This is a genomic window from Streptomyces sp. DSM 40750 (genome assembly GCF_024612035.1).
Lineage (GTDB): Bacteria > Actinomycetota > Actinomycetes > Streptomycetales > Streptomycetaceae > Streptomyces.
In genome coordinates this window covers 3,192,491-3,219,227 of sequence record NZ_CP102513.1, presented here as the reverse complement: position 1 = coordinate 3,219,227, position 26,737 = coordinate 3,192,491, and the positions used below count along the sequence as shown (strand labels likewise).

Here is a 26,737-nt window from a genome sequence, read left to right as displayed (position 1 = left end):
TATGCGGCTCCGCCGCGTGGGCGCGAGAAACCACGACGCACCGGTACTCGCAAACGGACAAATGCACCCGAGCTCTTGGGCGTATCTTGATCTCCATGGCGATGACCCCGCTGCCCAACTCCCGCACGAACCCCGACGGTTCGGCAACCATCCGCGTCCTCAGCTACAACATCCGCTCCATGCGGGACGACACCGACGCCCTCGCCCGAGTGATCACCGCCTGCGCCCCCGACCTGGTCCTCATCCAGGAAGCCCCCCGCTTCTTCCGCTGGCGCAAGAAACTCGCCAGGCTGGCCGCGGCCTCCGGCCTGGTCACCCTCTCCGGCGGCGCCACCGCGTCGGGCCCCGCGCTGCTGTGCGACCTCCGCGCCACCGTGGAACACACCGAGGACATCCTCCTGCCCCTCACGCCCGGCCTGCACAGACGCGGCTTCGCCACGGCGGTGGTCCGCTTCGGCCGCGCCCGCCTCGGTGTCCTGTCCTGCCACCTCTCCCTGCAGAAGGACGAGCGGTACGAGCAGGGCGGCATGCTCCTCGACCACCTGGCCGGCCTGGGCGTGACCCACGCGGTCGCGGGCGGCGACCTCAACGAGCGCCCGGACGGCCGTACGTTCCGGCGCCTGGCCGGCGAACTCCAGGACTGCTGGACCACCACTCCCTGGGGCGGCGAGTACACCTCCACCCCCACCGACCCCCACCAGCGCATCGACGCGATCCTGGCCACCCCCGGCATCGAGGTCCTCGGCTGCGGCGTCCCCCTCGACCACCCCGGCATCACCGAGGACGATCTGAGGGCGGCCACGGACCACCTGCCGGTCCTGGCCGCCCTCAGGGTGCCCGCCGAGTCCTAACTCGCAGCCGACGGATACTGCTTGACCTTGTCGACGATCGCCCAACTGTCCAAATACGAGAGCTGGGTGTACCGCTTGATGTCCTTGCCGTCGCCCGAGGAGCGCTCGTCACGGAAGCCGAGGAAGGCGTACGTCACCGGGTCGAAGATGAAGTAGCTGTCGTAGCCCGATGCCTCCTCGGGGCGGCTGGGGTCGTCGTACGTGATGGCCACGCCGACCCGTCCCTTGGCGTCCTTCTGGTTCGGCACCGCCTTGACCCCCGGCACCATCCCGAGCGCCTCGTACGCCGCGGGCCGCAGCCCCTCGGGCATCACCGGGACCACCTTGAGCAGGCCGGCGAGACTGTAGTGGATCACCGACCACTCCTCGTCGGTGATCTCGTCCAGCGAGGCCTCGCTACCGAAGAGCTCGCCGTGGACCGCGAGGATCAGCTGCTCCGGGTCGGTCGGCAGCTTCCGCAGCGAACCCCAGTCCTGCGGCGGCCACACGCTCTCGTTGTCCGCCAGCGGCGGCGACCACCACCCCTTGCCGATCTCCATGATCCAGGAACGCTGGGAGCCGTCCACGGAGCGCCAGATCTCGTCGACGTACGTCTTCGTCCTCCCCGTCTTCTGGTTGGTCTCCTTGATGATCTCCTTGGTGTAGACGAACTGGTCGTCCCGAGGACTGACCGGCTTCTCGTGCTCCCGCGCGTACGCGGCCGCCCCCTTCAGCACGGTCTGCGCGCTCACGTTCCGCATCGGCGGCAGGCTCGCCACCGGCGGCTTCGCGGTCTTCCCCCGGCCGTCACCGCCGTCGTCCCGCTGCACGGCGACCAGGACACCGGCCGTGACCGCGGCGGCGACCACACCGGTGAGGGCGATACGCAGGACCGGGCGGCGGCGTACCAGCGAGGCGGGCCGGACGGTCGTACGAGTCGCGTGGTCCGCGCCCGGTGCGGTGATCGTGGCGAGCAGGCGGGCACGCCCCCGCCGCCGGGTCTCGTCGTCGAGCGGGGGAGCACCCGCGTCGAAGGCGGCGAGGTCCCGCAGGTCCCTCAGTTCGTCGATGTCACGCATGGGCGTCTGCCTCTCGGAAAGCGGTCGGATCGGATCCGCCCAGTGCTTCGCGCAATCTGCCGCGAGCCCGGCTCAGCCGGGATCTGATCGTGCCGACGGGCACGTCGAGGGCCTGGGCCGCCTCCTCGTAGTCGAGACCGGCCCAGGCCACCAGCAGCACCACGTCGCGGTGGCGGGCGGACAGCCCGGCCAGCGCGGCTGCCAGCTCCCGGCGCACCCCCGTGGCACCGGCCCTGGCGACCGCCCGGTCCGCGACCGACTCCTCGTGCTCCACCGGCTCCGGCAGCCGGGCCAGCGCCTTGAACCGGCGGGCCTCGGCCCGGCGGTGCCGGCCCACGAGGTTGGTGGCGATGCCGAACAGCCAGGGGCGCGCGTCGGGCCGCCCCAGGTCGTAGGTGTGCCGCCGTTGGAAGGCGATGACGAAGGTCTCCGCCATCAGATCCTCCGCCGCCTCCGGACCGAGCCTCCGCGCCGCGTAACGGTGTACGGCGTCCGCGTACCGGTCGTAGAGGACGGCGAACAGCTCTGGCTCGTCCCGGGACCGCTCGATCACACGGGCATCACTCTCCTCGCGATCCTCGTCGCGGGTGCCGACGCCCGGTGGTCCGACGGTCATCGGGGCTCCTTTCGTTCGTCCGAACGCCTCGAGGACTCGGGCTCGTTCGGGTTGCCCACTCCTACTTCGCCGCTCGCCGGGATCGAGTTCCATTTCCGTCGTACGGCAACGGAGAGGGCCCGCCCGGAACGCTCCCGGGCGGGCCCTCGTGCGGCTACGGGGGTGGCGTCAGACGACCGCGCCCCGGCCCGGATCGTCGTCGTCCTCGTCGTCGCTCTTCATACGCATCACCAGGGTGGCGAAGCCGCCGAGGAAGCCGCCGATACCGAGGGTGGTGAGCCACCAGGTCATCTCCCAGCCGAGCAGGACGGCGATCAGCAGCAGGACCGGGCCGCCGGCCACCCCCAGCCAGGCGAACTTGGCGGTCGCGTCGGCCTCCGGCAGCGGGGGCGGCTCGGGCGGCACGAAGTGGCCCTCGTCGTCCTCGTCGCCGGAACCCTTGTCCCCCCTGTCGCCTTTGTCCAGGTCCTCGCCGACCGGATCGGGCACGCTGTAGTCGCGCGGACCCGCGCCGACACCCGGTGCGAACGCCACCGAGCTGCCCAGCGGCTTCGGGGCCGCGGGGCCGGCGGCGGCATCGGGGGACTTGTCCGCGGAGTTCTCCGGCTCGTCCTCCAGCAGGGCCAGGTCCTCCACCGACTTGAACGGCTTGGCGCCCGGCGGGTCCGGCGGCTCCGCCCCGAACCCGGCGACGATCGCCTGCCACGCGGCGTCCTCGTCGAACGGCACGTGCTGTTCCTCGCCCACGTGCTGCTCCTCGTCCGGCGACTCGCCGGACGAGCCGCCCGAGGAAATGCCCGAGGAACCGCCCGGGGAGTCGCCGTGGCGCTCGCCGAGGGGCGCTCCCTTCTCCTCCGGCTCACGCTCGGAGTCGTGCTCAGCCACCAGTGGCCGTCCCTTCCCTCTGCTCCAAGGATCCCGGACCGATCTGCCCCACGGACCCCGAATCAGACTGCTGTACGGATTCCGCGTCGGACTCCTTCACGGATTCCGCCTCCGACTCCGTCACGGATGCCGATACGAGCCGGGTGACGAACGTGTGGCTCTCCTTGAAGATCCGGTCCGCGTCGTGGTCCAACGTCGCGACATGGTGGCTCTGTTCCAGCAGGATCTCCGTGACGTCCGTCGACGACACCCGGCCGAGGACGCGCTCGGAGTCCACGGGCGGCACCACATGGTCCCGCGCGCTGTGCAACAGCAGCAACGGCTGGGTGACCTGGGGCAGTTCGCCGTCGACGAGGCGGAGGAAGTTGCGCAGCGAGTGCGCCGCGTGCAGCGGCACATGGCTGTACCCCAGCTCCTCGACGCCCTCTTTGGCGATGTCGCTGGTGATGCCCTTGGTGGTGGGAACGAAGTGCCGGAGCACGGGGAGGGCGTGCGCGGCCGGGCCGTGCACCTTGTTGGCCGGGTTGACGACCATGACGCCGTCGACCGCGTCGCCGTGCTTGGCGGCCAGCCGCAGTGCCAGCGCGCCGCCCATGGACAGCCCCGCCACGAAGACGTGCGCACAGCGTTCGCGCAGGGCCCGCAGCTCGCGGTCCACCTCCGCGTACCAGTCCTGCCAGCCGGTCGGCCGGAGGTCCTCCCAGCGTGTGCCATGTCCCGGCAGCAGGGGCAGCGCGACGGTCAGACCGCGCGCGGCGAGATACTCCGCCCACGGGCGCAGCGACTGCGGGGACCCGGTGAAACCGTGGCAGAGGAGGACTCCGACCTCTCCGCCCTCGTGGTGGTACGGCTCGGCTCCAGGAAGGACCGGCACGGTTCGGTCTCCTGTTCGTGAGAAGGGTGTGAATGAGTCCGGATGTGGTTCACCGTACGCGACCGCACTGACACCGACCAGGGGCTTCGCGCGGTGGAGGGCGGGTGAAGAAGCCGGTGAGGGAGGGGGTGGGGACCATGAGGGGCACTCGACACCGGCCGGACCTGTCGGACTCTTCCTCACGCGTCCGGGTTAAGGTCTGATCCACCAGAACACAGAGAGGCACTCGGTTGCTGTACGGCGCGATGAAGGTCGCTATCGGGGGACCGCTCAAGGTCACCTTCAGGCCCTGGGTGGAAGGCCTGGAGAACATTCCGGCCGAGGGCGCCGCGATCCTCGCGAGCAATCACCTCTCCTTCTCGGACTCGTTCTTCCTGCCCGCTGTCCTCGACCGCAAGGTCACGTTCATCGCGAAGGCCGAGTACTTCACCACCCCCGGCATCAAGGGCAAGCTGACGGCCGCCTTCTTCAAGGGCGTCGGCCAACTCCCGGTGGACCGCTCCGGCGCAAGGGGCGCGGGCGAGGCCGCGATCAACAGCGGCATACAGGTCATCGAGAGCGGCGAGCTGTTCGGCATCTACCCCGAGGGCACCCGCTCGCCCGACGGGCGGCTCTACCGCGGTAAACCCGGCGGTCTCGCCCGGGTGGCCCTCGCCACCGGCGCGCCCGTCATCCCCGTCGCCATGATCGACACGGAGAAGATCCAGCCCCCGGGCAAGGTCCTGCCGAAGGTCATGCGCCCGGGCATCCGGATCGGCAAGCCCCTCGACTTCAGCCGCTACCAGGGCATGGAGCACGACCGCTTCGTCCTGCGGGCGCTGACCGACGAGGTCATGTACGAGATCATGAAGCTCTCCGGCCAGGAGTACGTCGACATCTACGCGACCGCCGCCAAGCGGCAGATCGCGGACGCGGCCAAGGCGGAGAAGGAGGCCGACAAGGCCGCCAAGGCCGCCCTCGCCAAGGCCGAGAAGGAGCAGGCGGCCCAGGAGCAGGCGGACAGGGCCCTGGCGGAGAAGGACCACCCGGGTTCGTAACGGCCGCGTTCCCGGGTACGGTCGCCTTCCTGGACATGACCGTCATGGGTGGGGTGGGGGGACATGCCGAAGCGTGAGCGAGTCATGACGATGTCGGTCGAGCAGCCGCTGTGGCGTGCGCTCACCGGCTACCGGGTTCTGACGCTGGTCTACGCGGTCGGCCTCTTCGTCAGCGCGTACGACGAGTTCGAGCGCCCCTGGCTGGCCGTCGCCTACTTCGCGGTCCTGGCCGGCTGGACCCTGGTGACCCTGCCCAAGGTCGCGAACGCGGCCAACTGCACCAAGCGGTTCCTCACAGCCGACCTCACCATCGCGATCGTCGGCATCCTGCTCACCCGGCTCGCCGACTCGACCGCGCGGGTGGAGGCCGGGGGCCCCACGCTGCCGTCGATATGGACCGCCGGGGCCGTCCTGGCCTTCGCCATCAAGGGCGGCTGGCGCTGGGCCGCCTTCGCCTCCACGCTCGTGGCCGTCGCCAACCTGATCCACCGCGGCGCCCCCACCCGCGACACCATCCACAACGTGCTGCTGGTCTGGGTCGCCTCCATCGCCATCGGGTACGTCGTCGAGGTCGCCCGCGCCTCCGAGCGCACCCTCGCCCGCGCCCTGGAGATCGAGGCCGCCACCCGAGAGCGGGAGCGCCTCGCCCGGGACATCCACGACAGCGTCCTCCAGGTCCTCGCCATGGTCCAGCGGCGCGGCACCGCCCTCGGCGGTGAGGCCGCGGAGCTGGGCCGGATGGCGGGCGAGCAGGAGGTCGCCCTGCGCACCCTGGTCTCCGGCGGCCTGGTTCCCGTCTCCCGCATCTCGGAGGACGCGGCCCAGGGAGCGCTCGTCCGCGCGGTCGAGGAACCGGACGCCGACGACGACACGACGGATCCGGTGGACCTGCGCGCCCTCCTCGCCCCGTACGCCGGCGCGATGGTCACCTTCTCCGAGCCCGGCGGCCCGGTGCCGCTCGCCCCGCGGGCCGCGCGCGAGCTGGCCGCCGCTGTCGGCGCCGCCCTGGACAACGTGCGTGCGCACGCGGGTGCCGAGGCCCGGGCCTGGATCCTGGTCGAGGACTGGTCGGACGAGATCGTCGTGACCGTACGGGACGACGGCCCCGGCATCCCCGAGGGACGGCTCGCCCAGGCCGAGGGGGAGGGCCGGCTCGGGGTGGCCCTCTCCATCCGGGGGCGCCTGCGTGACATCGGCGGCACGGCCGAACTGATCTCGGTGCCGGGACAGGGCACGGAAGTCGAACTGAAGGTACCCAAGGCCTCCGAAGGGCCGAAGGGCGTACGGGGGAAGGCGGAGAAGCGGTGACGGAAAGCGTGGAGAACATGCGCGACGGCGGGCCGGTGGACGGACAGGCAAAGCCCGGCGGGAGCGGCCCGATCAAGGTCATGGTGGTCGACGACCATCCCATGTGGCGCGACGCCGTCGCCCGCGACCTGGCCGAGTCGGGCTTCGACGTGGTCGCCACGGCGGGCGACGGCGAACAGGCGGTGCGCCGCGCCGGGGCCGCCGCGCCCGACGTCCTCGTACTGGACCTGAACCTGCCCGCCAAGCCCGGCGTCCAGGTCTGCAAGGAACTGGTCGGCGCGAACCCGGCGTTGCGTGTGCTGGTCCTGTCGGCGAGCGGCGAGCACGCGGACGTCCTGGAGGCGGTGAAGTCCGGCGCGACGGGCTACCTGCTGAAGTCGGCGTCGACCGAGGAGCTGATCGACGCCGTACGCCGCACCGCGGTCGGCGACCCCGTCTTCACCCCCGGTCTCGCGGGCCTGGTCCTCGGTGAGTACCGCCGCCTCGCCTCCGAGCCCGCCCCCGCGCCGGGCGCCGACGAGCCCAAGGCGCCGCAGCTCACCGACCGCGAGACCGAGGTGCTGCGTCTCGTCGCCAAGGGCCTGAGCTACAAGCAGATCGCCGAGCGCCTCGTCATCTCGCACCGCACGGTCCAGAACCACGTCCAGAACACCCTCGGCAAGCTCCAGCTCCACAACCGGGTGGAGCTGGTCCGCTATGCCATAGAGCGCGGTCTCGACGACGAGTAAACAGCCCGAATCACCCCATAGAGTGAACGAGGTTTGATCAACTCATCTACGTTCAGGCGCAATTCGCCGGAATCGGCCTCCCGTGCATGCCGAAGTGACCTGGATCACTATTAGCGTGACCCTCACCAGGCAACCGCGGCGAAGGGACATTTCCATGCGCGTCGGAGTACTGACCGGAGGCGGCGACTGCCCCGGGCTCAACGCCGTCATCCGGGGCGTCGTCCGCAAGGGCGTGCAGGAGTACGGCTACGACTTCGTCGGCTTCCGGGACGGTTGGCGGGGACCACTGGAGAACGACACCGTCCGCCTCGACATCCCCGCCGTGCGCGGCATCCTGCCCCGTGGCGGCACCATCCTCGGCTCCTCGCGCACCAACCCCCTCAAGCAGGAGAACGGCATCCGCCGGATCAAGGACAACCTCGCCAAGCAGGAGGTCGAGGCGCTCATCGCCATCGGCGGCGAGGACACGCTCGGGGTGGCCGCGCGCCTGTCGGACGAGTACGGCATCCCCTGCGTGGGCGTCCCGAAGACGATCGACAACGACCTCTCGGCCACGGACTACACCTTCGGCTTCGACACGGCGGTAGGCATCGCGACGGAGGCCATCGACCGCCTCCACACCACCGCCGAGTCGCACATGCGTGTCCTGGTCGTGGAGGTGATGGGCCGTCACGCGGGCTGGATCGCCATCCACTCCGGCCTGGCCGGCGGCGCGAACGTCATCCTCATCCCCGAGCAGCGCTTCGACGTCGACAAGGTGTGCGCCTGGGTGACGTCCCGCTTCAAGGCGTCGTACGCGCCGATCGTGGTCGTGGCGGAGGGGGCGATGCCGAAGGACGGCGAGATGGTCCTGAAGGACCAGTCCCTGGATTCCTTCGGCCATGTCCGCCTCTCCGGCGTGGGCGAATGGCTGGCCAAGGAGATCGAGAAGCGCACGGGCAAGGAGGCCCGTACGACGGTCCTCGGCCATGTGCAACGAGGCGGCACCCCCAGCGCCTTCGACCGATGGCTCGCCACCCGCTTCGGCCTCCACGCCATCGACGCCGTCCACGACCGCGACTTCGGCAAGATGGTCGCCCTGCGCGGCACCGACATCATCCGCGTCCCGATCGCCGACGCGACGGCCAAGCTGAAGACGGTCGACCCCAAGCTGTACGAGGAGGTCGGGGTCTTCTTCGGCTGAGACGCGCGGGAGAGCGCGGGGGGTTCGGTTGTGCGGCGGGTGCGAGTGGTGTGTGGTTGCTCGCGCGGTTCCCCGCGCCCCTGCTTTTGAGGGGCGCGGGGAACCGCGCGACCGGCCCCCCTAGAGCGCGCGCAAGGACTGAACCCCCGCCACCAACTCCCGCACCACGGCCACCCCGTCCAACGTCAGCACGGACTCCGGATGGAACTGCACCCCCGCGAATCCGGCACCCCGCAGCGCATGCACCTCCCCACTCGCACTACGACTGACCTCGACCCCACGCGCCGCCAACTCGCCCGCCGCCCCGTCGTCACAGTGGGCCACGAAGCTGTTGTAGAACCCGACGGTCTCGGCCCGCCCGAACAGGTCGATCTCCGTCTGCGCCCCCTGATACGGCACCTCCTTCCGCACGATCCCCAGTCCCAACTCCGCCGCGATCAACTCATGCCCGAGACACACCCCGAGCACCCCGTACCGATGCCCCCGCACCACCTCGGCGGTCAGCGACCGCAGGAACCGCATCTTGGGATCCCCGACATCCGCCGGATCCCCGGGCCCGGGCCCCAGCACCACCACCCCCTCATGCCCGAGCACGACCTCCCGCAGCCCCGGCTCGTCGTACCGCCGTACCGTCACCTCCAGCCCCGACGACCGCAGCAGATGCGCGAGCATCGCGGTGAACGTGTCCTCGGCGTCCACGACGAGCGCATGCCCCGCAAGCTCGGCCGTCCGCTCCTGCATCCGCAGCCAGAACGGCGCCAGTGAGCCCCGCCGCCCGTCCAACGCCGCCCGCACCCGCGGATCCTCCGCCAACACCGGCCGCACCCGCTCCCGCCCAGGCCGCCCGGGCCGTACTCCCAGCGCCGCAAGCACCCCCGCCGCCTTGGCGTGCGTCTCGGCGACCTCACTCGCCGGATCCGACCCCCGGACGAGCGTGGCCCCCACCGGCACCTTCAGCCGCCCGTCCGCCGCGATGTCGGCGGTACGGATCAGAATCGGCGAGTCGAGGGTCTGCGCACCCCCGGAATCCCGCCCCACCAGCGCCAACGCCCCCGCGTAATACCCGCGCCCAACACCGTCCCGCCCGAGAGGCTCATACCGCTCGATCACCCGGCACGCGTTCTGCACCGGCGACCCGGTGACCGTCGCGGCGAACATGGTCTCCTTCAGCACCTCCCGCACATCCAGCGACGACCGCCCGCGCAACTCGTATTCGGTGTGCGCGAGATGCGCCATCTCCTTCAGCCGGGGCCCGACCACGACCCCACCCATGTCGCCGACCGTGCACATCATCTTGAGCTCCTCGTCGACGACCATCGAGAGCTCCTCGATCTCCTTGCCGTCGGCGAGGAAGGCCAGCAGGTCCTCCGGCGTCGGGCCCCCGGCCGGGTAGCGGTACGTCCCGCTGATCGGGTTCATCACGACCGTCCCGCCGGACATCCGGACGTGCACCTCGGGGCTGGCGCCGACCAGGCTGCGCTCGCCGGTGTGGACCACGAACGTCCAGTACGCGCCCCGCTCGCCCTCCAGCAGCCTCCGGAACAGCGCGAGCGCGTCGGCGCGACCGAAGCCGGGGACCGAGCCCTCGTACGTCCGCCGGATCACGAAGTTCGCGCCCTCGCCCCGCCCGATCTCCTCGCGCAGCACCCGGCCGACGATCTCCGCGTACTCCTCGTCGCCCACGTCGAAGCCGCCGCCCTCGACCCGGACGTCGTGCGCGGGCAGCTCCGCGAGGGCCTGTGCCAGCGGCAGCTCGTACGACTCCTCCGGCCTCAGCACCGACAGGGGCGTCCCGTCGTCGCGGACGTCGAAGCCGCGTTCGCGGATCTGCCGGAAGGGGACGAGGGCCAGCCCCTCGTCGGGGATGTCGGCGAGCCGCTCGTACGTGGTCACCGGGCCGATCAGGACCTCCACCGTGTCGTGGTCGTGGAGGCCGGGCGTGCGGCGGCGCAGCAGGGCGAACGGTCGGTCGTCGGACAGGAGCCGAGCCAGGTCCATGGGTTCCTCTTCCCTGGGGGATCACGGTCATCGCGGTGATCGGGAGGAACGGCCGGGCCCTGGAAACACCGAAGGCCGCCCCTCGGGCGGCCTTCGCGAAGTCTTGCGTACGCGCAGTCAGTGGGCCGCCGGATGAGCGGTCCACCACCAGTTCTGGATCGAGTGCGCGAACATGCGCCGCACCCTACCGGACAACCTCCGGGAACTCACGTGGTCAACACCCCACGGTCGGCGAGAAAGGCCTGCGACGGCTGCACCGGCGAGGCCAACCTCTCCCCGCGCACGGTCTTCGCCGCCGGTCTCACCGACCCGGCGGTCATGGATCCGCACCGACGCCGGCCGCCCACGACACCCGTCCACGGACCCCGCTCCGATCGAGCGGGGTTCGTCTCACTTGATGAGCAGGGGGATGGACGCCCGACATGACCCCGTAATGTGGACGTCGTGACCGTGAACGCTAAGTCCAGCGCGAGCGCTGGCAACACCTGGCGAGACCTGCCCGCGGCGCAGCAGCCCGAGTACCCCGACACCGAGGCTCTGCGCGCAGTCGTTGCGGAGCTCGAGTCGTATCCGCCGCTCGTCTTCGCGGGCGAGTGCGACCAGCTGCGCGCCCGGATGGCGTCCGTCGCCAAGGGAGAGGCGTTCCTCCTCCAGGGCGGCGACTGCGCCGAGGCCTTCGACGCCGTCTCGGCCGACCACATCCGTAACAAGCTCAAGACGCTGCTCCAGATGGGCGCGGTCCTCACGTACGCGGCCTCCGTGCCGGTCGTGAAGGTCGGCCGCATCGCCGGGCAGTACTCCAAGCCGCGCTCCAAGGGCACCGAGACCCGCGACGGCGTGACCCTGCCGACGTACCGCGGCGACTCGGTCAACGGCTTCGACTTCAACGAGGCCGCCCGTATCCCGGACCCCGAGCGCCTGAAGCGGATGTACAACGCCTCCGCCTCCACGCTCAACCTGGTCCGCGCCTTCACCACCGGCGGTTACGCCGACCTGCGCCAGGTGCACGCCTGGAACCAGGACTTCGTGAAGTCGTCCCCGTCCGGCCAGCGCTACGAGCAGCTCGCCCGCGAGATCGACCAGGCGCTGAACTTCATGCACGCCTGCGGGGCCGACCCGGAGGAGTTCCGCACCGTCGAGTTCTTCTCCTCGCACGAGGCGCTGCTGCTCGACTACGAGTCGGCGCTGACCCGCGTCGACTCGCGCACGGGGCAGCTGTACGACGTCTCCGCGCACATGGTGTGGATCGGTGAGCGCACCCGCCAGCTGGACCACGCGCACATCGAGTTCGCCTCGCAGATCCGCAACCCCATCGGGATCAAGCTCGGCCCGACGACCACGGCCGAGGACGCGCTGCAGTACATCGAGCGCCTCGACCCGGACCGCGAGCCGGGCCGGCTGACCTTCATCGTGCGCATGGGCGCGGACAAGGTCCGCGACAAGCTGCCCGAGCTGGTCGAGAAGGTCACCGCCTCCGGCGCGACCGTGGCCTGGGTCACCGACCCGATGCACGGCAACACCTTCGAGGCGGCCTCCGGCCACAAGACCCGCCGCTTCGACGACGTGCTCGACGAGGTCAAGGGCTTCTTCGAGGTCCACAAGGGTCTGGGCACCCACCCGGGCGGCATCCACGTGGAGCTCACCGGCGACGACGTCACCGAGTGCGTGGGCGGCGGCGACGAGATCTTCGTCGACGACCTGCACCAGCGCTACGAGACGGCCTGCGACCCGCGGCTCAACCGCAGCCAGTCCCTGGACCTGGCGTTCCTCGTTGCGGAGCTGTACCGGGATTAGCGACAGCTGTCGCAGCGGAGTGGAGTGGGGCGCGGATCACATACGATCCGCGCCCCACTCCACTTTTGCGGTTCTTATGCGCCGGGTAAGGTTAGGTTAGCCTCACCGATCATCGGGATGGCGCCCTCATCGATCCCGGCGGGAGGTGGACCGCGTGTACGTCTGCAGTTGCTTCGGCATCACCGAGCAGCAGGTCAAGAAACATGCCGCGGACGGCGCCTGTACCCCTCGTCAGATCGCGTCCGCCTGCAAGGCGGGCACGGACTGCGGCTCGTGCGTACGCCGGATCCAGGCGATCCTGGGCAGGGGCGCGTGCCCGCGCCGTGAGCTGGCCGACCAGGGGCAGCCGGTGCTCTCGGACTTCGAGGAACTCGAGGAAGCCGCTTAGCCCTCGTGGGGCTCGGCTGTCAGGAACGCCCTCGCAGGGCTCAGCTCTCCGGCTGCTCGATCAGCTGCGCGATGTAGAGCGCATCGCCGAGCTTCTCCAGCAGTTCCAGCTGGGTGTCGAGGTAGTCGATGTGGTGCTCCTCGTCCTCGAGGATCGACTCGAAGATGTTCGCGGACGTGATGTCGCCCTTGCCGCGCATCACCTCGATGCCGCGCTTGAGACGGTCGATCGCCTCGACCTCGATCATCCGGTCGGCCTCGAACATCTCCTTGACCGTCTGCCCGACCCGGACGTGGAACAGCCGCTGGTAGTTCGGCAGCCCCTCCAGGAACAGGATCCGGTCGGTGAGCACCTCCGCATGCTTCATCTCGTCGAACGACTCGTGACGCGTGTACTTCGCGAGCTTCGTCCAGCCGAAGTTCTCCTGCATCTTCGCGTGCAGGAAGTACTGGTTGATCGCGGTCAGCTCGGCTGTCAGCTGCTCGTTGAGGAATTCGATGACCTCGGGGTCGCCCTGCATCGCAGAGGCTCCTTCCAAGCGGGGAACTGGGAGGTTGCGCCGCGATGATTGCACCGCCGTAGAAGATCGTCCAGTAAGTGCAAGCTTAGTAAGTAAGTGCAGCCTTAGTCCGAAATGCCCGAGTCGGGTGGGGGCTGGTCATGTGCACCACTCGGGGTCTGTCAGGATGGAGTCATGGGTCAGCCGGTGGAACGCGAATCAGGAGATCGCGCATCTGAGAACGCGGCGTCGTCGCAGCTCCCGCCGGGACAGCGACTCCAGCGCGGCTGGCCGGTCACACACTACGGACCCGTCCCGAAGTTCCGTCCCGAGCGCTGGGACTTCCGGGTCTTCGGCGCCACCGCCGACGGCGAGAAGCACTGCTGGACCCACGACGAGTTCACCGCTCTGCCGTACGACTCGGTCGTGGCCGATCTGCACTGCGTGACGAAGTTCAGCATGGTCGGCGCGGAATGGGGCGGCATCCCGGCTCGTACGATCCTGGAGATCGCGCCGCCCGCCCCCGAGGTCACCCATGTGATGGTGTGGGCCGAGTACGGCTTCAGCTCCAACCTCCGGATCACCGACTTCGCCTCCGAGCGCACCATCTTCGCCACCCACAAGGACGGCGAACTCCTCACCGCCGAGCACGGCTTCCCCCTCCGCCTCGTCGTCCCCCACCTGTACGCCTGGAAGGGCCCCAAATGGGTCCGCGGCATCGAGTACATGACCGCCGACCGCCGCGGCTTCTGGGAGGAACGCGGCTACCACAACGTCGGCGACCCGTGGCAGGAACAGCGGTACTCCTACCAGGAGGAGCCGGGCGACGGGCCCGAGCTCTGAAACTGCCGGTAAGCTCAACGCCGGTCAACAGGACAACCGTGCAGGAGAGCCAAGAGGGCCTTCTTCAATGTGATCTTCTCGGAGGCCGCGGCGCGCGTGCGCGACAGCCTTCCGGACGACCGCCTCGAGGTGTTCCACGAGGGGCTCGCCACACTGGCCGAGGATCCCCGCACCAAGATCTCCGCAGCCATCTCCGATGACGAGAACACGCGCTCGGTCGCGCTCTCCAACACCATGGCGATCGAGTACGTCATCAGTGACGGCTTGCTCATCGTGCTCGTGGGCCACATCGTCGACACCTCGCACGTGCTGGTCGAGAACAAGGACTGACCCGGCGCCTCAGCCGTCCCGGAGCTTCTTCAGGCGCTCCACGTCCGCCGCGTGGCCCTCTTTACCGCCCGGCGTCTCGATGATCAGCGGGACGCCTTCCGTGGCGGGGTGGGTCATCAGGGCGCGGAACGGGTCCTCGCCGATGTGGCCGGAACCGATGTTCTCGTGGCGGTCCTTGTGGGCGCCGACGACGTCCTTGGAGTCGTTGGCGTGGATCAGCTTCAGCCGGCCCTCGCCGACGGTGTCCACCAGCAGGTCGAGGGTCTGGTGCATGCCGCTCGGCCCGGTCAGGTCGTGCCCGGCCGCGAAGATGTGGCAGGTGTCCAGGCAGACGCCCAGCTTCGGATGGGCGTCGAGCGCCTCGAAGTACGGGCCGAAGTCCCAGGTGCGCGAGCACAGGGAGGCCCCCTGGCCCGCCGTCGACTCCAGGAGCAGAAAGGGGTCGTCGTCATGGGTCAGCTCGTCCAGCAGCGGCAGCAGATACTCGCGCACCTGCTTCAGCGCCACCGACCGGTCCCGCCCGCCGGTCGCGCTCCCCGTGTGCACGACCACCCCCAGGGCGCCGATCTCCCGCCCCCGGCGCAGCGAGTGCCGCAGCGACTCCACGGACTTCTCGACCGTCGCCTCGGTGTGCGACCCGAAGTTGATCAGGTACGGCGCGTGCACATACGCGGGGATCGACTCGGCCGCACAGGCCTCCCGGAACTCCTCGTCCTGCCGCGGATTCCCGACGGGCGTCGCCCAGCCACGCGGATTGGCGACGAAGACCTGCACCGTCTCGGCCTTCAGATCACGGGCGTACGTCAGCCCGACGGAGTTCAGACCACCGGCGACGGGGACATGTCCGCCGACGGGGTTGCGGGACGGGCCGGAGAGGCTGGGGGACTGCTGAGTGCTCACCGGACAAGGGTGTCATGCGGCCCGGGGCGCCCGACCGGCGGCTTCGACGGCTGCCGCCCGGACGCCCCCGCCTCTCACGACTCCCGCCCGGCCGACCTCCCGCGGCCGGTCCCCACGCTCGGCCCCGGCCGACCGGTCGGGAACGGCCGGCTTCGGTCAGCCGATCTCGATCGTGATCGTCGACCCCTCGGCCGCCGTGTCGCCGCCGTCCACCGACTGGCCCTTGACCTCGTCGCCGAAGAGTCCGAGCAGCCCCCGGTCCTCATCGACCTCGAAGCCGACGGCCTTGAGCTTCTGGGTCGCCTCGTCGACGCTGTCGCCGACGACGTCCGGGACCTCGACCATCACGGGTCCCTTGGAGATCGTGAGGGTGACGGTGTCGCCCGTGCCGACCTGCTTGCCCGCGACCGGCGACAGCTCGGCCACGAGCCCCTTGTCGAACTCGGAGTTGACCTGCTCCGAGGCGATCTTCACCTTGAGGCCCGCCGCCTCCAGCTCGGCGGTGGCGTCCTCGACCGAGGCACCGGACAGCTCGGGCACCTCCACCGGGGCGCCCCGGCTGACCACGAGCCTGACGGCCGAGCCCGAGGAGACCTCGGTGCCCGAGCCCGGCTCGGTGCTGATCACCTGACCCCTGATGACCTCGTCACTGAACTCCCGCGTGACCAGGCCCGGTTCGAGCCCGTCGTTCTTCAGCCGGGTCTTCGCGAGGTCCAGCCGGTAGCCCTTCAGGTCGGGCACCTGCACGGTCTGGGGGCCCTTGGAGATCGTCACCGTCACGGTGTCGTTGTCCCGGATCCGCTCCCCGGGCGCCGGGTCGGTGCTGATCACCTTGCCGCGCTTGACGGTGTCGCTGAACGCGCGCCTGACGTCGGCATCCAGTCCGGCGGCCGCCAGCCGCTTCTCCGCCTCCGCCTGGCTCTGCTGCAGCACCGCCGGGACCTGGGTGAACTGGCCCGAGTTGATGTACCAGACGCCCCCGCCCACACCGAGCACGAGCAGCACGGCCACGACGATCGCCAGCAACCCGCGCCGGGGCGCCGGGGCGTTCCTGGCGCGCCGGGACGGCGGCGGAGGCGACTCGAACCGGCTCGTACGGTTCAGCTGTTGGTCCGGGTCCAGCGACGCCGACCGCGACACGGACAGCGAGCGCGGGATCACGCTCGTCCGGTCCTCCGCGTTGTCGTGGCCGCCGGCTATCGCCCGCGGAGGCACCGCGTCCAGCTGCTCGCCGCTCAGCCCGGCCCGCGCCTCCAGTGTCTGCGCGAGCAGCGCGACCGCGTCGTAGGGCCGCAGCTCCGGATTGCGGGCGGTCGCCGAGGCGACCAGCGCGTCCAGCTCGTACGGCAGCCCCGGCACCGCGGCCGACGGCGGCGGCACGTCGTCGTGGAGCGCGTGGTACAGCACCTGCGCGGGGGAGTCCCCGGCGTGCGGCTTGCCGCCGGTGAGCATCTCGTAGAGCATCACGCCGCACGCGTACACGTCGACGCGGGTGTCGGTCGTGCCGTGCTCCAGCTGCTCCGGGGCGAGGTAGGACACGGTGCCGAGGACGGTGCCGGTGGTGCTGGTGACGGTGTCCACGGCCCGTACCAGCCCGAAGTCGGCGACCTTGACCCGGCCGTCGTCCCCTATCAGCACGTTCTCGGGCTTCATGTCCCGGTGCACGAAGCCGGCGCGGTGCGCGGCGCCGAGCGCGGCGAGCACCGGCTCCAGGATGTCCAGCGCCGCCCGGGGCTGCAGCGCCCCGCGCTCGCGCAGCACGTCACGGAGGGTGCAGCCGGCGACGTACTCCATCGCGAGGTAGACGTACGACCCGTCGGTGCCCTGGTCGTAGACCCCCACGACGTTCGGGTGCGACAGCCGCGCCACCGACTTGGCCTCACGGATGAACCGCTCGACGAACGTCCGGTCCGCGGCCAGCGTCGGATGCATCACCTTGAGCGCGAGCACACGGTCCAGGCGGGTGTCCACGGTCCTGTAGACCGTGGCCATCCCGCCGACCGCGATCCGCGCCTCGACTCGATACCGGCCGTCGAGCACCTGGCCGACAAGCGGGTCCTGAAGGGTCGTGTCCACGCAGGTGAGTGTACGAGCCGCCGCTGACACGCCGATGAGTTCCGTGGCGACCGAGACGTACTGCAGCACAGCTGTGACCGAGATCGGAGGACTGTGACAGGCAGGTGTTCGGCCGAACTCGTTCGGCTGTTCGAGTGATGGTGGGGTGGGGTGAGATCCGCCTCAGAACGCCGGCCGCTCCGGATCCAGCCGGGCCAGCCCCTCGGCCGGTGACGACGCCTCCGCGAAGTGGCGCCGGGGGATCCGGCCCGCACGGTGCGCCAGTCGTCCCGCCTCCACCGCGTGGCGCATGGCCTCGGCCATGAGGACCGGCTCCTGGGCGCGGGTCACGGCGGAGGCGAGCATCACACCGGCGCAGCCCAGTTCCATCGCGAGCGCGACGTCCGACGCCGTACCGGCACCCGCGTCGAGGATCACCGGGACGCGCGCGTGCTCCACGATCAGCTGGAAGTTGTGCGGGTTGCGGATCCCGAGCCCGGAGCCGATCGGCGACCCGAGCGGCATGATCGCGGCACAGCCCACGTCCTCCAGCTTCCGCGCGAGGACGGGGTCGTCGTTCGTGTACGGCAGCACGGTGAAGCCGTCGTCGACGAGGGTCTCGGCGGCGTCGAGCAACTCGATCGGGTCGGGCAGCAGTGTGCGCTCGTCGGCGATGACCTCCAGCTTGACCAGGGAGGTGCCGAGCGCCTCGCGCGCCAGGCGGGCGGTCAGCACGGCCTCGCCCGCCGTGAAGCACCCGGCCGTGTTGGGCAGCACCCGGATGCCCAGCTTGTCGAGCACGGACAGGACCGAGCCGTGCACGGACGCGTTCACGCGGCGCATCGCGACCGTCGTCAGCTCCGTACCGGAGGCCACCAGCGCGCGCTCCAGGACGTCGAGGCTGGGCGCGCCGCCCGTGCCCATGATCAGGCGGGACGAGTACGTCGTACCGCCGAGGACGAAGGGGTCGTCTGCCATGGGATCAGCCTCCTTGGACGGCGGTGAGGACCTCGACGCGGTCCCCCTCGGAGAGGGCGGTGGACGTCCACCGCGCGCGCGGGACGACGGTTTCGTTGAGCGCGGCGGCGACACCGGAGGGGGACGCGGTGAGCGTCCGCACGACCGTGTCGAGGGCGGTGCCGGGGGCGATCTGCCGCCGCTCCCCGTTGACGAGGACGCTCAGTGTCCCGGTGGCGCTCATGCGGGCTGCTCCATGAGTTCGCGGGCCGCGCCGGCGCGGAACCGCAACGGCGTGAAGTCGCGGGCCTCCTCGGGTAGTTCACCGCTGGTCAGGACGTGCGCCATGACGTCGCCGGTCACCGGGGTGAGGAGCACCCCGTTGCGGTAGTGGCCCGTCGCGAGGAGCAGGCCGTCGAGTTCGGTGGGGCCGAGCAGCGGAGCGTTGTCGGGGGAGGCGGGGCGCAGGCCCGCGCGGGTCTCGGTGAGCGGGAGTTCGGTGATCCCGGGGACGAGTTCATGGGCGTCGCGCAGCAGCTCGTAGACCCCGCCCGCGGTCACCGTCGTGTCCCAGCCCAGCTCCTCGCTGGTCGCGCCGACGACGAGTTCGCCGTTCTCGCGCGGCACCAGGTAGACGTGGCTGCCGCGGACCACGGCCCGCACGGTCCGGCTGAGGAAGGGCGCGTACCGCTTCGGCACGGTCAGCCGCAGCACCTGCCCCTTCACCGGCCGCACCGGCGGCAGCACCTCGTCCGGGACCCCGGCGAGCCGCGCGCTGAGGCTGCCCGCGGCGAGGACGACCTGTCCGGCCGTCACCTGGTCACTGTCGCCGGTCCGGACCCCGGCGGCCCGCTGTCGGACCACCGACAGCTCCTCGGCCCAGGTCCGGTGGAACACCACCCCGGCGTGCTCGCAGGCCGCGACGAGGGCCCTGGAGAGCCTTCTCGGGTCGATCTGGTGGTCCCCGTCGACGCGCAGTCCGCCGCGCACGCCCGGCGCGAGCATCGGCTCCAGCCGGCGGCAGTCGCGCCCGTTCAGCCACTCCGACGCCAGGCCCGACCGGCGCTGCAGAGCGTGCAGTTCCCGGAGATGGGCGCGGTCGTCGGCGTCGAGCGCGACCGCGAGCGTGCCCGAGCGGCGGTAGCCGAGGTCGAGGCCTGTCGCCTCCGTCAGCTCGGCCGCGAAGTCCGGGTAGCGGCGCGCGGACTCCACGTTGAGCCCCAGCAGCGTCTGCTCGCCGTAGTGCAGCTCGGTGACCGCGGCGAGCATCCCGGCCGCGACCTGCGCGGCCCCGCCGCCGGGATCGGGATCGACCACGGCTGTGGCGAACCCGCGCTGCGCGGCCCGCCACGCCGTGACCAGCCCGATGATTCCGCCCCCGACGACGAGGACGTCTGATGTGTGCGTACGCGACATGGGCGTCCAGCCCCTCCCTTCGCCGGCATGACCCGGATCAGGTTCGTACGGTCGGAGGCCGCCAGCCTCCCTCTCAGCCCGGTGCGTCCGGGCTCCCGCGAGTGCTCTACGGTGGCCCACCCTAGCCCTCGCCGCTCGTCCCAGTAAGGGAGCCTCCGCTCGTGCCACGCTCGCTCGACGGTCTCGTCCTCGCCCCCGTCGCGGACCAAGCCCCAGGTCAGGTGGGCACCCGCACCCGGTTCGCGTATCACGAGAAGGACGGCGAGATCTGGGCCGAGTACGCGGGCGGCGACGTCGTACGGGGTCATCTCGTGGGCACGCGCGCGGGTGACCGCCTGGACTTCCGGTACGTGCAGTTGAAGACCGACGGGACCACCGCGTCCGGCCACTGCGTGTCCCTGGTGGTCGAACTGCCCGACGGGAGGGTCCGGCTGGAGGAGACCTGGGAGTGGGAGTCGCAGCCGGGCAGCGGGACGAGCGTGGTGGAGCAGGTCGACGAGGCGGCGGGCCGACTCACGGAGGGCGGCCGTCGCCCCACCGGCTGACTGACTGATTGTCAGTTGTCTATGGTGATCGGGTGAGCGAGCAGACGCAGCAAAGGGGCGGGTCGGCGGCGCGGCGCGTGGTCGTCGTGGGCGCGGGCATGGCCGGCGTGCAGACCGCGGTCGCCCTGCGCGAACAGGGCTTCACCGGCGACGTGACGCTGATCGGCGCCGAGCCGCACCAGCCGTACGACCGGCCGCCGCTGTCCAAGGCCGTGCTGCTCGGCAAGGCCGAGGGCTCCGCCTTCGACGTCGACTTCGAGGCGCTCGGCATCGAACTGCGGCTGGGCCGCGAGGTGTTGGGCCTGCGCCCCGCCGACCACGAACTCGACACGGCCGCCGGGCCCGTCCCGTACGACGTCCTCGTCCTCGCGACCGGCGCGGAACCGATCCGGCTGCCGGGCGCCGAGGGCGTGCCCGGCGTGCATCTGCTGCGCACCCTGGACGACGCCGAGCGGCTGCGGCCCGTGCTGGCCCAGCAGCACGACATCGTGGTCGTGGGCGCGGGCTGGATCGGCGCGGAGTTCGCCACGGCCGCGCGGGAGGCCGGGTGCGCGGTGACGGTCGTCGAGGCCGCCGACCGCCCCCTCGCGGGCGCGCTGCCCGCCGAGGTGGCCGCGCCGATGTCCGCCTGGTACGCCGACAGCGGGACCACCCTGCGCACCCACGCGCGCGTGGAGCACGTCGAGCCCGGGACGGTCGTCCTGGACGACGGCACCCGGGTGTCGGCCGGCGCGGTCGTCGTGGGTATCGGCGCGCGCCCCGCCACGGACTGGCTGCAGGGCTCGGGCATCGAGCTGGGCGCACATGGCGAGGTGGTCGCCGACGACCACCTGCGCACCTCCGCGCCCGACGTCTACGCGGTCGGCGACTGCGCCTCCTTCCCCTCGGGCAGGTACGGCCGACGCCTCCTCGTCCACCACTGGGACAACGCCCTCCAGGGCCCCCGCTCGGTCGCCGCGAACATCGTCGGCGAGACCCCGGAGCCCTACGACCCCGTTCCGTACTTCTGGTCCGAGCAGTTCGGCCGCTTCGTCCAGTACGCCGGCCACCACCCCTCCGCCGACACCATGGTCTGGCGCGGCGACCCCACCGGCGCCGCCTGGTCGGTCTGCTGGCTCCGCGAGAACCGACTGGTCGCGCTGCTGGCCGTGGGCCGCCCTCGCGACCTGGCCCAGGGCCGCCGCCTGATCGAGGCGGGCACCCCCATGAACGCGGAACTGCTGGAGGACCCGGCGAGGCCCCTGAAGGCGGCGACGGCATAGGGCAACACGTTCTCCTCGCTGCCCAGCCCTCGGCCGTAATCCCGTTCCCGACGCCCCCGGAGGGTGCGGGCGCCCGGCGGTCGCACCCCCTCCCGGCTCCCTCGCCGGAGGCGAATCCCCCTGTCGGCCCCTGCCGGAGGCGGCCCGGCTACCCACTGTCAGTCCCAGATGGCAGTCTTGGAGACGTGACCGAGATTGACGCAAAGATCGATGCTCTCGTCCCCGCGTGGCTGACCCTCCCCGACATCGCAGAGATGCTCGACGTCGAGGTGACGCGCGTACGGCAGCTGGTGAAGGAAGGCCAGCTCATCGCCGTACGCCGTGGTGAGAACCGCGCACTGCACGTCCCCGCCGCCTTCATCGACGGGGACAAGGTCGTCAAGGGCCTGTCCGGCACCCTGACCCTGCTGCGGGACGACGGCTTCACCGACGAAGAGATGCTGGAGTGGCTCTTCACTCCGGACCCGAGCCTGCCCGGCACCCCGGCCCAGGCCCTGAGCGAGAATCGCGGCACGGAGGTGAAGCGCCGCGCCCAGGCGCTCGCCGTCTGAACCCGAGACACCGGAACACCTGAGCAGCACCTGAGCACCTGGAACAGCCGCCTGTACGGCGTACGGGCCCGGGCCCGAGAGGGTCCGCGGTCCGTACGCCGCACCGACACGCACCGACAACGGGGGACCTCTCCATGCCCGACGCCGCCGCACAGCTCGCCGACGCCCGGCTTTACCTCTGCACGGACGCCCGCACGCGCCAGGGCGACCTCCCGGAGTTCCTGGACGCGGTCCTGAGCAGCGGCGTGGACATCGTGCAGCTGCGCGACAAGGGCATGGAGGCGGCCGCGGAGCTCGAGTACCTGGAGTTGTTCGCCGACAAGTGCCGGCGGCACGGCACCCTGCTCGCGGTGAACGACCGGGCCGACGTGGCGCACGCCTCCCGGGCCGCGCACCCGTCCGGCGCCCACGTCCTGCACCTCGGCCAGGGCGACCTCCCGGTCCCCGCCGCCCGCGCGATCCTCGGTGACGGCGTCCTCATCGGCCGCTCCACGCATTCCGAGGCGGAGGCCGCCGCCGCGGCCGTCCAGGAAGGCGTGGACTACTTCTGCACGGGCCCCTGCTGGCCCACTCCCACCAAGCCCGGCCGCCACGCCCCCGGCCTGGACCTCGTGCGGTACACCGCCGCGCTCGGCACCGACCGCCCCTGGTTCGCCATCGGCGGCATCGACCTCGGCAACCTCGACGAGGTCGTCGAGGCGGGCGCCCGCCGGGCCGTCGTCGTCCGGGCGATCACGGAGGCCGACGACCCCGGAGCCGCGGCGGCGGAGTTCGCCAAGCGCCTGCGCGCCCTCTGACTTCTCCGCGCTTCCCTGTCCAAGGCGTGGACAATAGGGCGGCAAAAACGGACAAAAGGCCTTGCTCTGGTTGGGCGACGGCTCCGACCTGACTAACCTGCCGATATGGCCCTAGGAACCGCTTCCACCAGGACTGATCGCGCACGCACCGTGCGCGACATGCTCGCCACGGGCAAAACCACGTACTCCTTCGAGTTCTGGGCGCCCAAGACGGAGAAGGGCGAGCGGAACCTGTGGAACGCCCTCCGCAGGATCGAGGCGGTCGCCCCCAGCTTCGTCTCCGTGACGTACGGCGCGGGTGGCTCCACCCGGGCCGGCACGGTGAAGGCGACCGAACAGATCGCCGCCGACACCACCCTCACCCCGGTCGCCCACCTCACCGCGGTCAGCCACTCCATCGCCGAGTTGCGCAACATCATCGGCCAGTACGCGGACGCCGGGATCCGCAACATGCTCGCGGTCCGCGGCGACCCGCCCGGCGACCCCATGGGCGAGTGGGTCCCCCATCCGCAGGGCCTGACGTACGCCGCCGAACTCGTCCAACTCATCAAGGAGTCCGGCGACTTCTGCGTAGGCGTCGCGGCCTTCCCGGAGATGCACCCGCGCTCCCCGGACTGGGACAGCGACGTGGCGCGCTTCGTCGACAAGTGCCGGGCGGGCGCCGACTACGCGATCACGCAGATGTTCTTCCACCCGGACTCGTACCTGCGTCTGAGGGACGCCGTCGCGAAGGCGGGCTGTCAGACCCCTGTCATTCCCGAGGTCATGCCCGTCACCAGCGTCAAGATGCTGGAACGGTTGCCCCGACTCAGCAACGCCGCCATCCCGAACGCCTTGAAAGAGCGGATCGTCACAGCCAAAGCAGATCCGGCCGCTGTACGCTCCATTGGCATCGAGTTCGCCACGGAGTTCTGCGCCAGGCTGCTGGACGAGGGAGTCCCCGGACTTCACTTCATCACCCTGAACAACTCCACCGCGACACTGGAAATCTACGAGAACCTGGGCCCGCACCATCCAACACGGGCCTAGACCGGTCGCACTCGCGTACGACACACTGCGTAGCGGCCACAGGGAGAGGGGCGTACATGGGCTGGACGGTCCTCTACATCGCGTTCGGTGTCGTCGCGTTGTGGCTGCTGGGTGAGGTGCTGCTGCAGTACAAGGCACGGCTGCGCTGGAGGCTGCTCGCCTTCGCCGGTTTCGTCGGCGTCGTCCTCGGTGTACTGATCCCCAACGTGATCGTCATCGCGCTGGGCGCGATCGGGTTCGCGATAGGGCAGACCTATGTGACGCTGTCGTTCCGCCGCGGTTTCGAGGCCGGCTGGGCCGTCCGCCCACGTCCCGGTGAGGGCGAGGAGGGCGGCAAGATCGCCAAGGCCGGCAAGAAGAAGCGGCGGCGTGGCGAACCGGAGCGCCAGGACCCGACCCTGGAGGTCACCGACCTGGAGGCCCCGGCTGGCGGAACGTACCGTCAGGCCGACGACCCGCTCGACCACGACGACGACGTCTTCGTCCGCCCCGGCTCCAGTCCCTCCGCGGCCGAGACGACCACCGTCTACTCGCCGGAGCCCCTGCCCGACGACACCAGCACGTACGGCATCTACGGCGGCAACAACGCCTACGCGGACGTCACCGAGCAGCCCTACGCGACCGCCGACCAGTCCGCCCAGGACGAGGCCTTCGCCTACTACGGCTACGACCAGCAGAGTTACGGCTACGACCCGGCCCAGCAGCAGTACGCCGCCTACTCCGACCCGTACATCGGCACGCAGACCTACGACGCCACCGCCTCCTACGACCCGTCGTACGGCCAGCAGGGATACGGTCAGCAGGGTTACGGCCAGGACCAGTACGGCAACAGCGGCTACGGCGGCGAGACCCCGCCCGGCGGTGTCTGGGTCCCGCAGCAGCGCAGCACCGACGACTCGTTCGACGCGTTCGGCACCGACCATCCGCCGGAGCAGCCGAATCCGCACCAGGGGAACGGCAACGGCGGGAACGGCTACGACGAGCAGCAGTACCGTTTCTGAAGGGCCACCGGGGCTCGTGCGAGCCCCGGTCCTTCATGGTCCTTCGACGGGAGTCACGGACGTCCGTATGCGGCCCTTGTTTCTCACTGCGAGCCGCGGAAGTCCGGTCCCTCCACGATCAGTCCGGCCGCCAGCGCGCCCGACATCCCGGCGTGCGGGAGGCCGCCGCCCGGGTGGGACCAGCCACCGACCAGGTACAGCCCCGGGAAACGTGCCGCGTTGGACGGGTGCAGGAAACGGCCGTCGGCCGCGGCGAGCGCCGGTGCGGGTATGGCGCCCCCCTCGGCACCGGTTTCCCGGGCCGTGTCGGCCGGGGTGCGTACCTCGCGCCAGAGCAGCCGCTCCCGCAGGCCGGGCACGGCGGCCTCGGCGGCGGTGACGAGCGACTCCGCGCACCGCTCGGCGACATCGCCCGCCGACCAGTCGAGGTCGGTCGGCACCGCCGCCGACACGACCACGGACTCGTGCTCCTCGTCCGGGCGCAGCGCGGGGTCGTCCGGCCGTAGCACGGTCACCGTGAGCGGCACCGGGTCGTCGGTGTCGCGGAGACGGCTCAGGAAGTCCAACTCGGCGGTCCGGTCGGGCGTGTGGACGACCGTGCGGTGTGCCGCGCCGGCCTCGCGGGCCCCGCGCAGGGCCAGCAGCACGGTCAGCCGGCCGGGCCGCGGTGACTCCAGGTCCGGCCGGACGTCGCCGTCGCCCTGGACGTCATGCTCCGTCAGCCCGTTGAGTCGGATCGGATCGATGCCCGCGAGGACGTGGTCCGCCTCCGTCACCGCCCGGTCACCGGTGTCCATCTCGGCCGACAGTTCCACACCGGCCGCCCGGCCGTCCTTCTCCACGATCCCCGTGACCTCGGCGTCGAAGACGAACTCGACCTTGCGGGCCAGGCACCGCTCGTACAGCGCCCGCGCCAACTCCCGTATGCCGCCCCGGACGTACCAGGTCCCGAAGGCGTGCTCCATGTACGGCAGGACCGCCGCGCTCGCCGGGATGCTCCTGGGGTCCAGGCCGTACACGAGGGCGTGGCTCTCCAGCAGGGCCGTCAGCCGGGGGTCGCGCAGCTCCCATTCCCCGACCTCGGCGAGGGTGCGGGCGCGGCGGGTGCGCAGCAGCCGCTTGTGGGGCACGGCGGGGTACGGCTCGCGCTCGGCGAGAATCTGCCAGTCGGGCCACAGCGGCTCCTCCAGGAGGGGCCGTCGTGTGCGGTCCCAGGCCTCGCGGGCCCGCACCAGGAAGTCGCCCCAGCGGTCGCCGGCACCCGAGCCGAGCGCCGTGTTCAGGGCGGTGACCACGCCCGCGCGGGAGGCGTTCGGCAGCGACAGGGCCGTGCCGTCCGCGAAGACGTGCCGGGCCGCCGGGTCCACCTGGACCAGGTCGACGCACTTCTCCAGCGGCTCCTTGCCGGTCTTGAGGAACAGATCGCGGTAGACGGCGGGAAGCGGCAGCAGTCCGGGGCCCGTGTCGAACGCGAAGCCGTCGCGCTCGAACCGGCCCACCGCGCCGCCGTAGGTCGCCGCACGCTCGTACACCGTCACCCGGTGGCCCGCGACGGCCAGCCGGGCGGCGGCCGCCATGGCGCCGAGACCGGCGCCGATCACCACAATCCTCGCCATGCCAGGGACTTTATCGGCCGCCACTGACAGTCCGCCTTCGCGGTCGAGCCCGGGGGTTCGGTCGTTCGGCGGCTGCGGGTCCGTGGTGATTGATCGCGTAGTTCCCCGCGCCTGGCCGGGGCGCGGCCGAGTACGAACGCGGACGCGATCGTCACCAGTCGGCAACAGGCGGTTCTGGGGGTGAGTGCGCAGGGCTGAGTACGCGTACCCAGCCGG

At 71.0% G+C, this 26,737-nt stretch carries 28 protein-coding genes and 1 riboswitch; of the genes, 15 read left to right on the top strand and 13 right to left on the bottom strand.

Annotation, left to right across the window (positions count from 1 at the left end; translation table 11 throughout):
- Positions 1–101: 101 nt before the first annotated feature.
- On the top strand, positions 102–851 hold the full coding sequence (locus JIX55_RS14360) for an endonuclease/exonuclease/phosphatase family protein (protein ID WP_257569325.1): 750 nt from the start codon (positions 102–104) through the stop codon (positions 849–851).
- Here JIX55_RS14360 and JIX55_RS14355 read toward each other — a convergent pair.
- From JIX55_RS14355 to JIX55_RS14340, 4 genes are all read right to left on the bottom strand, one after another.
- Positions 848–1,909, bottom strand: a complete 1,062-nt coding sequence (locus JIX55_RS14355; protein ID WP_257563702.1) for a CU044_5270 family protein — start codon at positions 1,907–1,909, stop codon at positions 848–850. The two genes, JIX55_RS14360 and JIX55_RS14355, sit on opposite strands and share 4 nt — an antisense overlap.
- Complete coding sequence (locus JIX55_RS14350; RefSeq protein WP_257563701.1) at positions 1,902–2,525, bottom strand: RNA polymerase sigma factor; 624 nt, start codon at positions 2,523–2,525, stop codon at positions 1,902–1,904. The genes JIX55_RS14355 and JIX55_RS14350 overlap by 8 nt, the downstream gene beginning before the upstream one ends.
- A gap of 168 nt (positions 2,526–2,693) precedes the next feature.
- Complete coding sequence (locus tag JIX55_RS14345; protein WP_257563700.1) at positions 2,694–3,410, bottom strand: hypothetical protein; 717 nt, start codon at positions 3,408–3,410, stop codon at positions 2,694–2,696.
- Positions 3,403–4,284 carry an alpha/beta hydrolase gene (locus tag JIX55_RS14340; RefSeq protein WP_257563699.1) on the bottom strand — a complete coding sequence of 294 codons (882 nt, stop codon included), beginning with the start codon at positions 4,282–4,284 and terminating at the stop codon, positions 3,403–3,405. The genes JIX55_RS14345 and JIX55_RS14340 overlap by 8 nt, the downstream gene beginning before the upstream one ends.
- 245 nt (positions 4,285–4,529) lie before the next feature.
- On the opposite strand from JIX55_RS14340, the gene JIX55_RS14335 reads away from it, so the two are divergent.
- The 4 genes from JIX55_RS14335 to JIX55_RS14320 all read left to right on the top strand — a co-directional run bounded on the left by JIX55_RS14335 (position 4,530) and on the right by JIX55_RS14320 (position 8,540).
- Positions 4,530–5,321, top strand: a complete 792-nt coding sequence (locus JIX55_RS14335; RefSeq protein ID WP_257563698.1) for a lysophospholipid acyltransferase family protein — start codon at positions 4,530–4,532, stop codon at positions 5,319–5,321.
- A 63-nt stretch (positions 5,322–5,384) separates the two neighbouring features.
- A complete protein-coding gene (gene macS, locus JIX55_RS14330) occupies positions 5,385–6,629 on the top strand; it encodes a MacS family sensor histidine kinase (RefSeq protein WP_257563697.1) in 1,245 nt (414 codons plus the stop codon).
- A gap of 80 nt (positions 6,630–6,709) precedes the next feature.
- A complete protein-coding gene (locus JIX55_RS14325; protein ID WP_306820114.1) occupies positions 6,710–7,357 on the top strand; it encodes a response regulator in 648 nt (215 codons plus the stop codon).
- Positions 7,358–7,511: 154 nt separating this feature from the next.
- Entirely contained in the window at positions 7,512–8,540 is a 1,029-nt protein-coding gene (locus JIX55_RS14320) for a 6-phosphofructokinase (RefSeq protein WP_257563696.1), read from the top strand.
- A gap of 120 nt (positions 8,541–8,660) precedes the next feature.
- Here the strand turns inward: JIX55_RS14320 and JIX55_RS14315 are convergent, their stop codons facing one another.
- Together JIX55_RS14315 and JIX55_RS51440 are read right to left on the bottom strand one after the other, a co-directional pair.
- Positions 8,661–10,538, bottom strand: a complete 1,878-nt coding sequence (locus JIX55_RS14315) for an anthranilate synthase family protein (RefSeq protein WP_257563695.1) — start codon at positions 10,536–10,538, stop codon at positions 8,661–8,663.
- 117 nt (positions 10,539–10,655) lie between these two features.
- On the bottom strand, positions 10,656–10,712 hold the full coding sequence (locus JIX55_RS51440) for a trp operon leader peptide (protein ID WP_076973970.1): 57 nt from the start codon (positions 10,710–10,712) through the stop codon (positions 10,656–10,658).
- A 270-nt stretch (positions 10,713–10,982) separates the two neighbouring features.
- On the opposite strand from JIX55_RS51440, the gene JIX55_RS14310 reads away from it, so the two are divergent.
- Positions 10,983–12,332 carry a class II 3-deoxy-7-phosphoheptulonate synthase gene (locus tag JIX55_RS14310; protein WP_257563694.1) on the top strand — a complete coding sequence of 450 codons (1,350 nt, stop codon included), beginning with the start codon at positions 10,983–10,985 and terminating at the stop codon, positions 12,330–12,332.
- Between the two features lie 154 nt (positions 12,333–12,486).
- Positions 12,487–12,720, top strand: coding sequence for a (2Fe-2S)-binding protein (locus JIX55_RS14305; RefSeq protein WP_257563693.1), 234 nt, complete (start codon positions 12,487–12,489; stop codon positions 12,718–12,720).
- Between the two features lie 40 nt (positions 12,721–12,760).
- On the opposite strand, the gene bfr is transcribed toward JIX55_RS14305, so the two are convergent.
- A complete protein-coding gene (gene bfr, locus JIX55_RS14300; RefSeq protein WP_257563692.1) occupies positions 12,761–13,240 on the bottom strand; it encodes a bacterioferritin in 480 nt (159 codons plus the stop codon).
- Between the two features lie 174 nt (positions 13,241–13,414).
- Here bfr and JIX55_RS14295 point away from each other — a divergent pair, with 174 nt between their 5' ends.
- Together JIX55_RS14295 and JIX55_RS14290 are read left to right on the top strand one after the other, a co-directional pair.
- The gene (locus tag JIX55_RS14295; protein ID WP_257563691.1) at positions 13,415–14,062 is read left to right on the top strand and encodes a sulfite oxidase-like oxidoreductase; all 648 of its coding nucleotides are present in this window, start codon (positions 13,415–13,417) and stop codon (positions 14,060–14,062) included.
- A gap of 96 nt (positions 14,063–14,158) precedes the next feature.
- The gene (locus JIX55_RS14290) at positions 14,159–14,392 is read left to right on the top strand and encodes a hypothetical protein (RefSeq protein WP_257563690.1); all 234 of its coding nucleotides are present in this window, start codon (positions 14,159–14,161) and stop codon (positions 14,390–14,392) included.
- 9 nt (positions 14,393–14,401) lie between these two features.
- Here the strand turns inward: JIX55_RS14290 and JIX55_RS14285 are convergent, their stop codons facing one another.
- The 5 genes from JIX55_RS14285 to thiO form a co-directional block, all read right to left on the bottom strand.
- Positions 14,402–15,292, bottom strand: coding sequence for a deoxyribonuclease IV (locus tag JIX55_RS14285; protein WP_257563689.1), 891 nt, complete (start codon positions 15,290–15,292; stop codon positions 14,402–14,404).
- Positions 15,293–15,448: 156 nt separating this feature from the next.
- A complete protein-coding gene (gene pknB, locus JIX55_RS14280; RefSeq protein ID WP_257563688.1) occupies positions 15,449–17,368 on the bottom strand; it encodes a Stk1 family PASTA domain-containing Ser/Thr kinase in 1,920 nt (639 codons plus the stop codon).
- Positions 17,369–17,530: 162 nt separating this feature from the next.
- Positions 17,531–18,325, bottom strand: a complete 795-nt coding sequence (locus tag JIX55_RS14275) for a thiazole synthase (protein WP_257563687.1) — start codon at positions 18,323–18,325, stop codon at positions 17,531–17,533.
- A 4-nt stretch (positions 18,326–18,329) separates the two neighbouring features.
- The gene (gene thiS, locus JIX55_RS14270) at positions 18,330–18,530 is read right to left on the bottom strand and encodes a sulfur carrier protein ThiS (protein ID WP_257569323.1); all 201 of its coding nucleotides are present in this window, start codon (positions 18,528–18,530) and stop codon (positions 18,330–18,332) included.
- Between the two features lie 14 nt (positions 18,531–18,544).
- On the bottom strand, positions 18,545–19,720 hold the full coding sequence (gene thiO / locus JIX55_RS14265; RefSeq protein WP_257563686.1) for a glycine oxidase ThiO: 1,176 nt from the start codon (positions 19,718–19,720) through the stop codon (positions 18,545–18,547).
- A riboswitch (TPP riboswitch) is annotated at positions 19,718–19,829 on the bottom strand. Its footprint overlaps the gene before it by 3 nt.
- Positions 19,830–19,881: 52 nt before the next feature.
- On the opposite strand from thiO, the gene JIX55_RS14260 reads away from it, so the two are divergent.
- From JIX55_RS14260 to JIX55_RS14235, 6 genes are all read left to right on the top strand, one after another.
- Positions 19,882–20,265, top strand: coding sequence for a hypothetical protein (locus JIX55_RS14260; protein ID WP_257563685.1), 384 nt, complete (start codon positions 19,882–19,884; stop codon positions 20,263–20,265).
- A gap of 32 nt (positions 20,266–20,297) precedes the next feature.
- The gene (locus JIX55_RS14255) at positions 20,298–21,527 is read left to right on the top strand and encodes an NAD(P)/FAD-dependent oxidoreductase (protein ID WP_257563684.1); all 1,230 of its coding nucleotides are present in this window, start codon (positions 20,298–20,300) and stop codon (positions 21,525–21,527) included.
- Positions 21,528–21,712: 185 nt separating this feature from the next.
- Positions 21,713–22,078 carry a helix-turn-helix domain-containing protein gene (locus JIX55_RS14250; RefSeq protein ID WP_149822629.1) on the top strand — a complete coding sequence of 122 codons (366 nt, stop codon included), beginning with the start codon at positions 21,713–21,715 and terminating at the stop codon, positions 22,076–22,078.
- Positions 22,079–22,212: 134 nt separating this feature from the next.
- Positions 22,213–22,875 (top strand): thiamine phosphate synthase, encoded by a 663-nt coding sequence (gene thiE / locus JIX55_RS14245; RefSeq protein WP_257563683.1) that lies wholly within the window; start codon positions 22,213–22,215, stop codon positions 22,873–22,875.
- Positions 22,876–22,980: 105 nt separating this feature from the next.
- Positions 22,981–23,904: a methylenetetrahydrofolate reductase [NAD(P)H] gene (gene metF, locus JIX55_RS14240; RefSeq protein WP_257563682.1), complete on the top strand. Its 924-nt coding sequence runs from the start codon at positions 22,981–22,983 to the stop codon at positions 23,902–23,904.
- 56 nt (positions 23,905–23,960) lie between these two features.
- Positions 23,961–24,905, top strand: a complete 945-nt coding sequence (locus tag JIX55_RS14235) for an SCO2102 family sporulation regulator (protein ID WP_257563681.1) — start codon at positions 23,961–23,963, stop codon at positions 24,903–24,905.
- Between the two features lie 83 nt (positions 24,906–24,988).
- Here JIX55_RS14235 and JIX55_RS14230 read toward each other — a convergent pair whose 3' ends face one another.
- A complete protein-coding gene (locus JIX55_RS14230; RefSeq protein WP_257563680.1) occupies positions 24,989–26,521 on the bottom strand; it encodes a phytoene desaturase family protein in 1,533 nt (510 codons plus the stop codon).
- Positions 26,522–26,737 lie beyond the last annotated feature (216 nt).

Excerpts from the sequence above, each read along its gene's own strand:
- JIX55_RS14360 (WP_257569325.1), top strand. The coding sequence starts at position 102 with ATGACCCCGCTGCCCAACTCCCGCACGAACCCCGACGGTTCGGCAACC.
- JIX55_RS14355 (WP_257563702.1), bottom strand. The coding sequence starts at position 1,909 with ATGCGTGACATCGACGAACTGAGGGACCTGCGGGACCTCGCCGCCTTC.
- JIX55_RS14350 (WP_257563701.1), bottom strand. The coding sequence starts at position 2,525 with ATGACCGTCGGACCACCGGGCGTCGGCACCCGCGACGAGGATCGCGAG.
- JIX55_RS14335 (WP_257563698.1), top strand. The coding sequence starts at position 4,530 with ATGAAGGTCGCTATCGGGGGACCGCTCAAGGTCACCTTCAGGCCCTGG.
- macS (WP_257563697.1), top strand. The coding sequence starts at position 5,385 with ATGCCGAAGCGTGAGCGAGTCATGACGATGTCGGTCGAGCAGCCGCTG.
- JIX55_RS14325 (WP_306820114.1), top strand. The coding sequence starts at position 6,710 with ATGGTGGTCGACGACCATCCCATGTGGCGCGACGCCGTCGCCCGCGAC.
- JIX55_RS14320 (WP_257563696.1), top strand. The coding sequence starts at position 7,512 with ATGCGCGTCGGAGTACTGACCGGAGGCGGCGACTGCCCCGGGCTCAAC.
- JIX55_RS14315 (WP_257563695.1), bottom strand. The coding sequence starts at position 10,538 with ATGGACCTGGCTCGGCTCCTGTCCGACGACCGACCGTTCGCCCTGCTG.
- bfr (WP_257563692.1), bottom strand. The coding sequence starts at position 13,240 with ATGCAGGGCGACCCCGAGGTCATCGAATTCCTCAACGAGCAGCTGACA.
- JIX55_RS14295 (WP_257563691.1), top strand. The coding sequence starts at position 13,415 with ATGGGTCAGCCGGTGGAACGCGAATCAGGAGATCGCGCATCTGAGAAC.
- JIX55_RS14275 (WP_257563687.1), bottom strand. The coding sequence starts at position 18,325 with ATGGCAGACGACCCCTTCGTCCTCGGCGGTACGACGTACTCGTCCCGC.
- thiO (WP_257563686.1), bottom strand. The coding sequence starts at position 19,720 with ATGTCGCGTACGCACACATCAGACGTCCTCGTCGTCGGGGGCGGAATC.
- thiE (WP_257563683.1), top strand. The coding sequence starts at position 22,213 with ATGCCCGACGCCGCCGCACAGCTCGCCGACGCCCGGCTTTACCTCTGC.
- metF (WP_257563682.1), top strand. The coding sequence starts at position 22,981 with ATGGCCCTAGGAACCGCTTCCACCAGGACTGATCGCGCACGCACCGTG.
- JIX55_RS14235 (WP_257563681.1), top strand. The coding sequence starts at position 23,961 with ATGGGCTGGACGGTCCTCTACATCGCGTTCGGTGTCGTCGCGTTGTGG.
- JIX55_RS14230 (WP_257563680.1), bottom strand. The coding sequence starts at position 26,521 with ATGGCGAGGATTGTGGTGATCGGCGCCGGTCTCGGCGCCATGGCGGCC.